The 12,393-nt window shown below is 62.6% G+C and carries 12 protein-coding genes; 9 read left to right on the forward strand and 3 right to left on the reverse strand.

What is annotated here, in order from left to right; genetic code table 11:
- The first annotated feature begins 9 nt into the window (after positions 1-9).
- The 4 genes from ABN482_RS04500 to ABN482_RS04515 all read left to right on the forward strand — a co-directional run bounded on the left by ABN482_RS04500 (position 10) and on the right by ABN482_RS04515 (position 3,123).
- Complete coding sequence (locus ABN482_RS04500; protein WP_502877240.1) at positions 10-423, forward strand: hemerythrin domain-containing protein; 414 nt, start codon at positions 10-12, stop codon at positions 421-423.
- Positions 424-556: 133 nt separating this feature from the next.
- Positions 557-1,180 carry a TetR/AcrR family transcriptional regulator gene (locus ABN482_RS04505; protein WP_349502865.1) on the forward strand — a complete coding sequence of 208 codons (624 nt, stop codon included), beginning with the start codon at positions 557-559 and terminating at the stop codon, positions 1,178-1,180.
- 21 nt (positions 1,181-1,201) lie between these two features.
- Positions 1,202-2,380 carry a M20 aminoacylase family protein gene (locus ABN482_RS04510; protein ID WP_349502866.1) on the forward strand — a complete coding sequence of 393 codons (1,179 nt, stop codon included), beginning with the start codon at positions 1,202-1,204 and terminating at the stop codon, positions 2,378-2,380.
- A 359-nt stretch (positions 2,381-2,739) separates the two neighbouring features.
- Complete coding sequence (locus tag ABN482_RS04515; RefSeq protein WP_349502867.1) at positions 2,740-3,123, forward strand: hypothetical protein; 384 nt, start codon at positions 2,740-2,742, stop codon at positions 3,121-3,123.
- 169 nt (positions 3,124-3,292) lie between these two features.
- On the opposite strand, the gene ABN482_RS04520 is transcribed toward ABN482_RS04515, so the two are convergent.
- Both ABN482_RS04520 and trxB read right to left on the reverse strand, forming a co-directional pair.
- On the reverse strand, positions 3,293-4,063 hold the full coding sequence (locus ABN482_RS04520) for a Smr/MutS family protein (RefSeq protein WP_349502868.1): 771 nt from the start codon (positions 4,061-4,063) through the stop codon (positions 3,293-3,295).
- Entirely contained in the window at positions 4,050-5,006 is a 957-nt protein-coding gene (gene trxB / locus ABN482_RS04525; protein WP_349502869.1) for a thioredoxin-disulfide reductase, read from the reverse strand. Before trxB ends, ABN482_RS04520 begins: the two co-directional genes overlap by 14 nt.
- Before the next feature lie 121 nt (positions 5,007-5,127).
- Here trxB and ABN482_RS04530 point away from each other — a divergent pair, with 121 nt between their 5' ends.
- The 5 genes from ABN482_RS04530 to pssA all read left to right on the forward strand — a co-directional run bounded on the left by ABN482_RS04530 (position 5,128) and on the right by pssA (position 11,789).
- Positions 5,128-7,509, forward strand: coding sequence for a DNA translocase FtsK (locus tag ABN482_RS04530; protein ID WP_143858014.1), 2,382 nt, complete (start codon positions 5,128-5,130; stop codon positions 7,507-7,509).
- Between the two features lie 89 nt (positions 7,510-7,598).
- Positions 7,599-8,261 (forward strand): outer membrane lipoprotein periplasmic chaperone LolA, encoded by a 663-nt coding sequence (gene lolA, locus ABN482_RS04535; RefSeq protein ID WP_502877241.1) that lies wholly within the window; start codon positions 7,599-7,601, stop codon positions 8,259-8,261.
- Positions 8,262-8,267: 6 nt separating this feature from the next.
- Positions 8,268-9,608, forward strand: a complete 1,341-nt coding sequence (locus ABN482_RS04540; RefSeq protein WP_349502871.1) for a replication-associated recombination protein A — start codon at positions 8,268-8,270, stop codon at positions 9,606-9,608.
- Positions 9,609-9,644: 36 nt separating this feature from the next.
- Positions 9,645-10,985, forward strand: a complete 1,341-nt coding sequence (serS, locus tag ABN482_RS04545; RefSeq protein ID WP_349502872.1) for a serine--tRNA ligase — start codon at positions 9,645-9,647, stop codon at positions 10,983-10,985.
- Positions 10,986-11,006: 21 nt separating this feature from the next.
- Positions 11,007-11,789, forward strand: coding sequence for a CDP-diacylglycerol--serine O-phosphatidyltransferase (gene pssA / locus ABN482_RS04550; protein WP_349502873.1), 783 nt, complete (start codon positions 11,007-11,009; stop codon positions 11,787-11,789).
- A 39-nt stretch (positions 11,790-11,828) separates the two neighbouring features.
- Here pssA and ABN482_RS04555 read toward each other — a convergent pair whose 3' ends face one another.
- Entirely contained in the window at positions 11,829-12,371 is a 543-nt protein-coding gene (locus tag ABN482_RS04555) for a hypothetical protein (RefSeq protein ID WP_349502874.1), read from the reverse strand.
- Positions 12,372-12,393 lie beyond the last annotated feature (22 nt).

Below are 12,393 nucleotides of genomic sequence, written 5' to 3' on the forward strand. Positions count from 1 at the left end.
GAGAAACTCATGAACCTCGATAAATTCAAGCATCAGCATCTCGATATCCTCGACAGCATCGCCGAGCTGCGCAAGCTGGCCCACGATGGTGTGGCCCGCAATGCAGAGCGGATCGCCCGTCGCATCGTGGCCATGAGTTCGGTCATCAAGCTGCATCTGGCCGTCGAGGACAAGGCCCTGTATCCCGCCCTGCAGCGTCAGGGTGATCAGGGACTGGCCGAGCTGGGCCGGCATTACCAGGATGAAATGCAATCGATTGCCGCAGCCTACGAGGGGTTCGCGCTGCGCTGGAATACGCCGCGTCGCCTCGAGCAGGACGAAGCAGGGTTTCGCCATGACGCCAATACGGTCCTGCGCCAGGTGTTCGAGCGCATGAAACGCGAGGACAAGGAGTTCTATCCCCGTGTCGAAGCGCTGGGATGATGCTTGCCTGATTGTTTGGTCAGGTGTTTGAATGCCTTCCTGATTTGACCGTTTTCGGGGAAAACGCTATACAGATGAACCTGTCGGCTGCTCAAACATGGCCGGCTATCATCATCAGAAGGCTGACGTAAGCATGGCGCGCAAGCAAACCGGGGAAGCAGGGCGTTCTGTCAAAGGCAGGTTCAGCGGTGCATTGCCGATGGATGGGTTGAGTGAACGCCATCGCGAGGTACTCGAAGCTGCCGCCGCCCTGTTTGCCGAGCGTGGCTATGCGGCCACCTCCGTGCGCGACATTGGTGAAAAAGTCGGCCTGCTGGGCGGGTCTCTCTACCACTACATCAAGTCCAAGGAAGCGCTGTTCGTCAGCATCCACGATATGGCATTGCAAGTGGCCGAGGATCGCGTCAAGGCGGCCGTGGCCCCCCAGAACGAGCCCTGGGCGCGGCTGGAGGCAGCCTGCATCGCCATGATGGAGATCCAGCTTGATCCGGATTCACTGACCATGCCGCTGATGGGCGACTTCAATGCCGTGCCGCCCGAGATACGCGAGCGGCTGGTGGCCAAGCGCGACAAATTCGAGCAACTGTTTCGCGATCTGGTCGGCGATCTGCCGCTGGATCCCGCATGCGACCGGCAGGTATACCGCCTGCTGCTGCTGACGTTGCTCAATAATGTCAGCATCTGGTATCGACAGGAGCGGCTTTCGCCGCAGGATATCGGTCGTCAGATTGTCAGGATATTCCGCTACGGCGGTTGAGTTTTTCAGGAGAACATCGTTTTGTCGCACCCTTCTTTCACCGCCCCGCAACCCGACCAGGACTGGATCGAGGACATGACGGCCTGGCGGCGCATGTTCCACCGCAATCCGGAGCTGGGCTTCCAGGAGCACGAGACGGCGGCTTTCGTAGCCAGCCAGTTGCAATCCTGGGGCATCGAGACCCATACCGGTATCGGCGGTACCGGCGTGGTGGGCGTCATTCGTGGCGAACTGGGTGAGGGGCCGTCGATCGGCCTGCGGGCCGATATGGATGCGCTGCCCATGCATGAGGAGACCGGTGCGCCGCACGCCTCGGGCAAGGACAATGTATTTCACGGTTGTGGTCATGATGGTCACACGACCATCATGCTGGGGGCGGCACGCTACTTTGCCGGCCATCGGCGTTTTCATGGCACGCTGAACCTGATTTTCCAGCCTGCCGAAGAGGCGTTGCTGGGCGGAATCGCCATGATGGATGATGGCCTGTTCGAGCGGTTTCCCTGCGAGGAACTGTATGGTCTGCACAATCATCCACCACTGGAACCCGGCAAGGTCGGGGTTCGCTACGGTGCCACGCTGGCCGCCTGTGACCTGTTCCGCATCACGATAGATGGGGTAGGGGGCCACGCCGCATCGCCACATCGCACCATCGATCCGATTGTGGTGGGCAGCGCCCTGGTACAAGCGATCCAGACCATTGCCAGTCGCAGCATTGATCCGCTCGAGACGGCGGTGATCAGCGTCTGCCAGTTCCACGCAGGCAGCGCGATCAATGTGATTCCCGGAACGGCCTCGATGGAAGGGACGGTTCGCACGTTGAGCCGGACGGCACAGGATACGGCCATCCGCCGCCTGCGCGAACTTTGCGAGGGGGCCGAGAAACAGTACGGTTGCCGCATCGCTTTCGAGCACCTGCAGACTTCGCCGCCTACGGTCAATGCGGACGGGCCGGTCGATACGGTGATCAGCGCAGCCCTGGCCGTAGTCGGTGAAGACAACCTGGTTCGCAATATCCCGCCGCTGATGGCCGCCGAGGATTTTGCCTACATGCTGGAGCGCAAGCCCGGTGCCTATTTCTTCCTGGGGCAGGGCGGACACATGTGCCACCATCCCAAATTCGACTTCAATGATGCGGTACTGCCCGTTGGCATGCGGATGTTCATCCAGATCGTGCATGAAAAACTGGGGCTTGAAGACTGAGCATGCAGTTCGCCCATGATCGGGCCTGTCACTGAATCAGGTGATCCGTAAATGTGCAAGAGGCACCAACCTAGGGCATTCCCCTAGTGTGTTTTGCGCCTTGGTGGTGCACAATTCGTTTCATGCAGGTGAGGAGACACGCCCCGAAGCAGGGCGATCAGCCGCAAATGACGGCAACAAAAAGCAGTACCCCATAAAAAAAAGAATGGAACAGGGCCAACCGCCAAAAACGGTTGGCCCTGTTGCTTTTCAGGCCCCGCAGTCGGGCATCCTGGGTGGTGTATGATTTTGCCCGTCGGCAGGGATCCGCAGCGTCAGATGGGCTGGCGCACCAGCCTGGCGTGTTTGAGGAGAACCATATGAAAAAAATCCTGGGCTGCTGCGTATTGGCGACCGTGGGCGTCATGCCTGCACTGTCGGGGGCGGCACCGCTGTCGTTCCTGAACAATTCGATCATTTCACGCATTCCTGCGGCGGATGCGCCATCATTGCAGGCCACCGTGGGGGTGGTGCTCAACGACATGGCCGATGGCCAGCAGACCGAGTGGACCAGCAGCCATGGCAACCGCGCCCGCCGAACGCCTGTCCAGATCGTGTTGACCCCGGAGCAGACCGTTCAGACTGATTCGGCAGGTACGTGTCGCCTGCTGGATGCTCGGATCAGCCAGGCCAATGCAGATGAAAACTGGAAGTACTGGTTCTGCAAGCAAGCCAACGGTAGCTGGAAGGCCAGCCACAACTGATCCAGAGGGCCTGGGCGGGAAGGCGGTCAGATGACCGTACTTCCAGCCTTTTGCCCAGTGCCGCTGCATATTTCCTGAGTGTGGCCAGAGACGGTGATGGCTTGCCGGTAATCAGGGCGTTTTCACACCTGCAGGTTGCCCCGTATACAAGCAAGCATGATGGGGGGCTTTATTCAGCTACCGCTTTCTGTCCCTTGCGCAGCAATACCAGCGCAGCACCCGCGCCACCATAGGTTTCCCCTGGCTCGATAAAGGCCTGCACATCGGTGTGCCAGCGCAGCCACTGGCGCACATGTTCCCGCAATACGGGCTGGCTGCCGCTTGAGCCGTGCCCCTTGCCGTGCACGATCAATACGCAGCGGAGCCGGTTGCGGCTGCAGTTGGAAAGAAAATCGTGCACGGCCAGTTCGGCCTCGGCCAGGGTCTGGCCGTGCAAGTCTACGTGTGCCTGCACGCCCCATTGTCCCTGGTGCAGTTTTGCCAGGATGCTGAGATCGGCCCCCGGTTGCAGATAGCCGCCGTGGCGATGATGCTCTGACGATATTTCTTCCAGGCTGATCGATGCCATGGCACTGGCCAGGCGTGGGTTCAGGGCTGCGCGGGCGGCCTGCTGTGCTGCCTCGGCTGCAGCCTGTGCGGCATCTGCCGTGACGGCTGCCTGTCGACGTCGTTCCAGCGCCTCGGGATCGAGGGCGCGACGGGGCTGTTGCCCGGATGCATGGCGCTGGGAAACGGCGCGTACCGGTGCAACTTCTCCTATCGCTTTGCGGAACAGGTCTGTCTCGGTCGTGTCGTGTGGCACAGGGGAGGCCTCCAGGACACGGCCACCAGATTGGCTGGCCGTACGGGCCGGGGCTGTGCGCTTGGAGGCGTCTTGCGACACCGCCGGCACGAGGCCGCGCAGTGCCGCCAGTCCGTTGCGGGGTTTAGTTCTGCTCATTCTCCAGCCACCGCTGTGCGTCCAGGGCGGCCATGCAGCCCGTACCGGCGCTGGTAATCGCCTGGCGATAGATCTGATCCTGTACGTCGCCGGCAGCGAATACGCCGGGCACCGAGGTCATGGTGGCCAGTCCCTGGTGGCCACCACGGGTGACGATGTAGCCATCCTGCATGTCCAACTGGCCCTGGAAAATATCGGTGTTGGGGTGGTGGCCGATGGCGATGAAGACACCGGCCGTGCCGATCTCCTCGGTTGCGCCAGTGCGCGGATCGCGCAGCCGCACGCCGGTCACGCCGCTGTCGTCGCCGAGCACTTCATCGAGTTCGCGGAAGGTCTTGAGGCGCATGTTGCCGTTTTCGACCTTGTCCATCAGTTTGTCGACCAGGATGGGTTCGGCTCGGAAGCTGTCGCGGCGATGGACCAGGGTGACGGTGCTGCAGATGTTGGACAGGTACAGCGCTTCCTCGACGGCGGTGTTGCCGCCACCGATCACGATGGCTTCCTTGTTGCGATAGAAGAAGCCATCGCAGGTGGCGCAGGCCGACACACCCTTGCCCATGAAGGCGGTCTCGGACGGCAGGCCCAGATATTTGGCCGATGCCCCGGTGGCGAGGATGAGTGCATCGCAGGTGTAGGTGCCGCTGTCGCCTTCAAGTACGAAGGGCCGCTGTTCCAGTCTGACCGTGTGGATGTGGTCGAAGGTAATCTGGGTGTTGAAGCGTTCGGCGTGTTCCAGGAAGCGCTGCATCAGTTCGGGGCCCTGTACGCCGCCGGGATCGGCGGGCCAGTTGTCCACTTCGGTGGTGGTCATCAACTGACCGCCCTGGGCGATGCCGGTGATCAGGCCTGGCTGCAGGTTGGCGCGGGCGGCATAGACGGCGGCGGTGTAGCCGGCAGGGCCCGATCCGAGGATCAGGACCTTGAAGTGTTTGGCGTCTGACATAGAGTGTGCTTTCCGGAAAAACGAGGGGAATCGGCCTGGCCGATGATGCGGGCCATTATAGTAGTGTGACCGGATATGGCCATGACGGTGTGCCGGGCGGCGGATTGCTTATAATTGCCCCATGTCCCGAACGACCGCAGAATCTCCCCGTCCAGCCCGCGCCAGCCGGGCTTCCCGCAATACGCGCAACGGACCTTCGCCCTTGCAGAGCAAGCTTTCCAATCTGCTGCGCGAGGCTCGCTGGATCGTGTTTGCTGCGCTGGCCTGCTGGCTGGCGCTGGTACTGTTCACCTGGAATGCCGCCGATCCCGGTTGGTCGCATTCGGTGCAGAGTGCTTCCATCCATAACCGGGGCGGGGCATTCGGTGCCTGGCTGTCCGATATCCTGTTGTACCTGTTCGGCCTGTCGGCCTGGTGGTGGGTCGTGCTGCTGCTGCATCGCGTCTATGCCGGCTATCGCCGGCTGGCCAGCCATTGGTGGAAGGAACCCGGCCAGCCCGAGGTGCTGCCGCGCGTACGCTGGGAGCAGGCAGTCGGTTTCGTGATGGTGCTGGCAGGTTCGGTCGGCATCGAGGCGCTGCGGCTCAACCAGCGACTGGCTGACCTGCATCTGCCGGGTGGGCGCGAAGGCGGCAGCGGGGCGGGGGGCGTGATCGGCCAGGCCTGGGCCAGCTGGATCGAAACCGGGCTCGGCTTCACGGGCGGCACCCTGGTGCTGCTGGTACTGCTGGCGATTGGCCTGAGCCTGTTCTTCAATTTTTCCTGGCTGATGGTGGCCGAGCGTGTCGGCTCCCAGGTCGAGCGGCTGATCAGCCGGGCACGTCAATGGTATGTGGCGCGGCAGGACCGGCAGGTCGGCAAGGTCGCCAAGGCAGTGCGCACCGAGCAGGTCGTGGCCAAGCAGGAAAAGATGGTGCACGAGCAGCCGATACGGATCGAGCCCGCGATTACCGAAGTGCCGAAATCCCCGCGCATCGAGCTGGAAAAGCAGCAGGCGCTGTTCAACGAACCGAGCAGTGGCGACCTGCCGGCGCTGTCGCTGCTCGATGAAGCCCAGGCCAGCCAGGAAACGGTGTCGGCCGAAACCATCGAATTCACGTCCCGCCTGATCGAGAAAAAACTGGCGGACTTTGGTGTGCAGGTTACGGTGGTGGCGGCCCAGGCCGGGCCGGTCATCACCCGCTACGAGATCGAGCCGGCGACCGGCGTCAAGGGCAGCCAGATCGTCAACCTGGCCAAGGATCTGGCGCGGGCGCTCAGTCTGGTCAATATCCGGGTGGTCGAAACCATCCCCGGCAAGAACCTGATGGGGCTGGAACTGCCCAATCCGCGTCGCCAGACCGTGCGCCTGACCGAGATTATCGGTTCGCAGACCTATCATGGTGCCGCTTCGGTGCTGACCATGGCGCTGGGCAAGGACATCGCCGGCAATCCGGTGGTGGCTGACCTTGCCAAGATGCCGCACCTGCTGGTGGCCGGTACCACCGGCTCGGGCAAGTCGGTCGGGATCAATGCCATGATCCTGTCGCTGCTGTACAAGGCCGATGCTACCCAGGTGCGATTGATCCTGATCGATCCCAAGATGCTCGAAATGAGCGTGTACGAGGGGATTCCGCACCTGCTGGCACCGGTCGTGACCGACATGCGCCATGCGGCCAACGCACTCAACTGGTGCGTGGCCGAGATGGAGAAGCGCTACAAGCTGATGAGCAAGCTGGGGGTGCGCAACGTGGCGGGCTACAACGCCAAGATCCGCGACGCCGCCAAAAAGTCGGAAACCATCCCCAATCCGTTCTCGCTGACCCCCGATGCGCCTGAACCGCTGCACGAGCTGCCCATGGTGGTGGTGGTCATCGACGAACTGGCCGACTTGATGATGGTGGTGGGCAAGAAGATCGAAGAACTGATCGCCCGTCTGGCACAGAAGGCCCGCGCGGCCGGTATCCACCTGATCCTGGCGACGCAGCGGCCCAGCGTCGATGTAATCACCGGCCTGATCAAGGCCAATATTCCGACCCGGATCGCCTTCCAGGTTTCGTCCAAGATCGACTCGCGCACCATTCTCGACCAGATGGGAGCCGAGAGCCTGCTGGGCATGGGTGACATGCTCTACATGCCCTCGGGTACGGGGCTGCCGATCCGGGTACACGGCGCTTTCGTCTCTGATGACGAGGTACATCGCGTGGTCGAGCATCTCAAGGCACAGGGCGAGCCCAATTATGTGGATGGCTTGCTTGACGGCGGTGGTGAGGGTGAGACTGGCGACGGCGTGGGGATTTCCGGCTTTGCCGACGCCGAGGCCGATCCGCTCTACGATCAGGCCGTGGCCATCGTGCTCAAGCAGAAACGTGCCTCGATTTCGCTGGTGCAGCGTCATCTGCGCATCGGTTACAACCGGGCCGCTCGCCTGCTGGAACAAATGGAACAATCCGGGGTCGTATCGCCCATGCAGTCCAATGGCAACCGGGAAATCCTGGCACCCATGCACGAGGAGCAGGAATGAAAATACGCGTATTGATGACCCAGGCTGTTTTGAACCCGACTGCGGTCGGGCTGGTACAGGCCTGCGGTGCCGTGGTGCTGGCCGCTGGCATGGCGCACGCGCAGGCTCAGGGGACACCGGCCGGCGAGTTGCGGGTCACGGAAGTCGTGGCCGGGAGTGGGCAGGTTGCGCAGGCGCAGCGCCAGCAGGGCGGTGATGCCCGTGCCCTGTTGCAGCGCTTCACTGCCACCGTCAAGACCGCGACCGGCCAGTTCAGCCAGGAAAGCCGCGATCCCCAGGGGCAGTCGCTGTCGGCCATGCAGACCGGGCGTTTTTCGTTCGAGCGCCCCGGCAAGTTTCGCTGGGCGGTGGATCAGCCTTTCGAGCAGTTGATTCTGGCCGATGGCCAGCAACTCTATCAGTACGATCCCGACCTGTTGCAGGTCAGCATCCGGCCGATGAGCCAGGCGCTGGGTGCTTCGCCGGCAGCCTTGCTGTTCGGCTCGACTTCGCTGGAAGAGAATTTCACGTTGGAGTCTCAACCGGCCCGCGATGGCCTGGTATGGCTGCGCGCCACACCGCGCCAGACCGATGCCGGTTTCAGCCATGTGGATATCGGCTTTGGCGAATCGTTGCCCGAGGTGCTGGAGCTGCTGGATGCCTTTGGACAGAAAACCCGCATCCGCCTGAGCAATATCCAGGTCAATCCGACCCTGCCGGCCGCAGAGTTCCATTTCTCCGCGCCGGATGGCGTGGACGTGGTTCGCATGTAGGGCAGCATGGCGGACGACTCGCAAGACCTTTTCAAGGGATCGGTCGATCCCGCCCATGTGCCGCTGGCCGAGCGCCTGCGGCCGCGCACGCTCGATGATGTGGTCGGGCAGAAGCATCTGGTCGGACCGGCCAAGCCACTGCGCGTGGCGTTCGAATCGGGTCGCCCGCATTCCATGATTTTCTGGGGGCCACCAGGCGTGGGCAAGACCACGCTGGCAAGACTGATGGCCGATGCCTTCGAGGCCCGCTTCATTGCCATCTCGGCAGTGCTGGGCGGCGTCAAGGATATTCGTGATGCGGTGCAGACGGCACAGATCGCGCAGGGGCAGGGGCTGCGCACCATCCTGTTCGTGGATGAAGTGCATCGCTTCAACAAGGCCCAGCAGGATGCCTTCCTGCCTTACGTCGAAAGCGGCCTGTTCACTTTCATTGGTGCCACGACCGAGAATCCGTCTTTCGAGGTCAATTCCGCATTGCTGTCGCGTGCCCGCGTCTATGTGCTCGAACCGCTCAGTGCCGAGGAGCTGCAGGAACTGGTGGATCGGGCGGTGGCGCAGTTGTCCGGTATCGACTTTGCTGCCGAGGCACGGGTGCAACTGGCGGCCTGGGCCGATGGCGATGCCCGGCGCGTCATCAATGCCGTCGAGGTGGTGACCGAGGCGGCATTGGCTGCCGGTCGCGACACGGTAGACAGCGCCTGGCTTGAAGTGGCGCTGTCGCAGAACCTGCGCCGCTTCGACAAGGGCGGTGATGCTTTCTACGACCAGATCAGCGCGCTGCACAAGGCCGTGCGTGGTTCCGATCCCGATGCCGCGCTCTACTGGTTCGCGCGCATGCTCGATGGCGGTGCCGATCCGCGCTACCTGTCACGGCGTATCGTGCGCATGGCGGTCGAGGATATCGGGCTGGCCGATCCCCGTGCGACCGAGCTGGCGCTCAATGGTGCTGATCTCTACGAGCGCCTGGGTTCGCCGGAGGGCGAACTGGCACTGGCGCAGGCGGTGGTCTACCTGGCCTGCGCGGCCAAGTCCAACGCGGTCTACAATGCCTACAAGGCGGCGCGCAAGTATGCCGCCGAGCATGGCAGCGCGCCGGTTCCCATTCACCTGCGCAATGCGCCTACCAAGCTGATGAAGGCGCTGGGCCATGGCAAGGCCTACCGCTATGCCCATGACGAGCCGCACGGCTATGCGGCGGCGGAACAGTATTTTCCCGATGGTCTGAAAGCCCGTTTCTACCAGCCGACAGATCGCGGGCTAGAGGCTAAAATCAGCGACAAGCTCGCTTTTCTCCGGCAGCTCGATGCGCAGGCGCGCCAGTCGAAGCCCAAGCCGGAGAAGGGCTGAACTCCCGAATCACATTTTCAAGGCACTCCAGACACCATGCTAGACCCCGCACTGCTGCGCAAAGACCTCGCGACTGTCGTCCAGAAACTCAAGAGCCGCAACTTCGCCTTCGACGAAGCACGCTTCAACAGCCTGGAGTCCGAGCGCAAATCGGTGCAGGTCGAGACCGAAAGCCTGCAGGCACGGCGCAATGCCCTGGCCAAGCAGATCGGCCAGCTCAAATCCAAGGGCGAGGATGCCAGTGCCGTACTGGCCGAATCGCAGGCGATTCCTGCCCAGCTCAAGCAACTCGAGGAAAAACTCGGCACCCTGCAGGAAGAATTGAACGGCATGTTGCTGTCGGTGCCCAATCTGCCCAACGACGCCGTTCCGGTTGGCCCGGATGAAAGCGCCAATGTCGAAGTGCGCCGCTGGTTGCCCGAAGGCGTGACCGAAGCCAGCCTGCAGGCCGGTGCCGTCGGTGCGCGGGATCACGTGGCGCTGGGCGAGCCGCTGGGCCTTGAGTTCGAAACCGCCGTCAAGCTGTCCGGGTCGCGCTTTGCCTTCATGCGTGGGCCGATTGCACGGCTGCACCGCGCCCTGGCACAGTTCATGCTGGACCTGCAGACGACCGAGCATGGCTATACCGAGTGCTACACGCCCTACATCGTCAATACGGCCACGCTGTATGGTACCGGCCAGTTGCCCAAGTTCAAGGATGACATGTTCTGGGTCACCAAGGGTGGCGAGTCGCTGGACGAGAACGGCCAGCCCGTGCCGCGCGAGGACCTGTACCTGATCTCGACATCCGAGATTTCGCTGACCAACACCGTGCGCGACGAGATCGTTGCCGAAACCGACCTGCCGATCCGCCTGACGGCGCATACGCCGTGCTTCCGCTCCGAGGCCGGCAGCGGTGGTCGCGATACGCGTGGCATGATCCGCCAGCACCAGTTCGACAAGGTCGAAATGGTACAGATCGTGCATCCGGAGCATTCCCACGAAGCGCTCGAAGAGATGGTGCGCCATGCCGAAACCGTGCTGCAGCGGCTGGAACTGCCGTACCGCGTGGTCCAGCTGTGCACCGGCGACATGGGCTTCAGCGCAGCGCGGACCTATGACCTGGAAGTCTGGCTGCCAGCCCAGAATACCTGGCGCGAGATTTCGTCGGTGTCCAATTGCGAGGCTTTCCAGGCCCGCCGCCTGCAGGCTCGCTATCGTCCCGCGCAGGGCAAGCCGGCCCTGGTGCACACGCTCAATGGTTCCGGCCTGGCCGTGGGCCGGGCACTGGTCGCCGTGCTGGAAAACGGTCAGCGCGAAGATGGCAGCATTGCCATCCCGGCAGCGCTGCGCCCGTACCTGGGCGGTCTCGAAGTCCTGCGTGCGCAGGCCGACTGATTATTTTTGACAAGGCTCACCATGGCACCCTTCAAGCCTGATCCAGAGTTGCGCAGGCGCGGTATCTATCTCCTGCCCAATGCCTTTACGACTGCGGCCCTGTTCGCAGGATTCTATGCGGTGGTCCAGGCCATGAACGATCAGTTCGAGGCCGCTGCCATTGCCATTTTCGTGGCCATGGTGCTCGACGGCATGGATGGCCGCGTGGCGCGCCTGACCAATACCCAGTCGGCGTTCGGCGAACAGTACGATTCGCTGTCCGACATGATCTCGTTTGGCGTGGCACCGGCGCTGGTCATGTATGAATGGGCGCTCAAGGATCTCGGGCGCTGGGGCTGGCTGGCAGCATTTATCTATGTGGCGGGCGCGGCACTGCGGCTGGCGCGTTTCAACACCAACATTGCGATTGTCGACAAGCGTTTCTTCCAGGGGTTGCCCAGTCCTGCTGCGGCGGCCCTGGTGGCGGGTTTTGTCTGGCTGTCGGTGGACAACAAGTTCCCTGTGCAGAGCGACCTGCTGGTCTGGATTGCCTTTGGCCTGACCATCTATGCCGGCACGGTCATGGTCTCGAATGCACCGTTCTACAGCGGCAAGAGCTTTGCGCTGGGGCGCAGCGTGCCGTTCTGGGCTCTGTTGATCGTGGTGGTGGTGTTCGTCTTCATTTCCAGCGATCCGCCGCTGGTGCTGTTTGGCCTGTTCGTTGTGTATGGCATTTCAGGCTGGTTCCTGCTGGTCTGGCGCTGGCAGCGGGCTCGCCAGTTGCAGCACGAGCGCCGAGTCGCGCCGCCGACAGATTCGGAGTGATCGACCGGGAGCCTGTGATGGGCTCCTTTTTTCATGGCATCAGCGCAGCCAACTGCCATCCTTGACTTCATAGCGTGGGTCGGGGCCAGGATGAAACCGGGTAACGGTATCGCCGTTGCCGAAATACACATACATCAGCGAATTCCAGACATGGTCCTGGCGGTAGCGGTACGACCATACAGTCTGCCTGACGCTGGGCAGGCCGACCTCGCCGATTTCGGCGGGCGGACCGAAGGCACAGACGACCTGCTCGGGCGTCCAGCGGCCTGTTGCCAGCCGTTGGAATGAGGCATCCGTCAGCACGGGCTCGTTGCTTTGTACGGTGCCGCTGGCGTTGGTTTCCAGCGCCCAGGCATATTGCCCGTTGGGCTGCTGGGACCATATCTGGCGTTGGCCGCCATCGGGCAGGGGGCAGGTGTGTGTCGGCAGGCCAAAGCGTGCATAGATGTCGGCCTGGGCGGTGCCGACTGCAATGTCGGCAGGGCTGGCGCAGGCTGTGAGCACCAGCAGGGTGCCGATCATGCCTGCGGTACGGGCGGCACGCAGAGTGGTTGCGTCCAGGCGGCGGATCTGAATAGGCATGATTTGGTATTTGTGAGGGACC

The organism is Corticimicrobacter sp., assembly GCF_040137905.1.
Taxonomy (GTDB): Bacteria; Pseudomonadota; Gammaproteobacteria; order Burkholderiales; family Burkholderiaceae_B; genus Corticimicrobacter.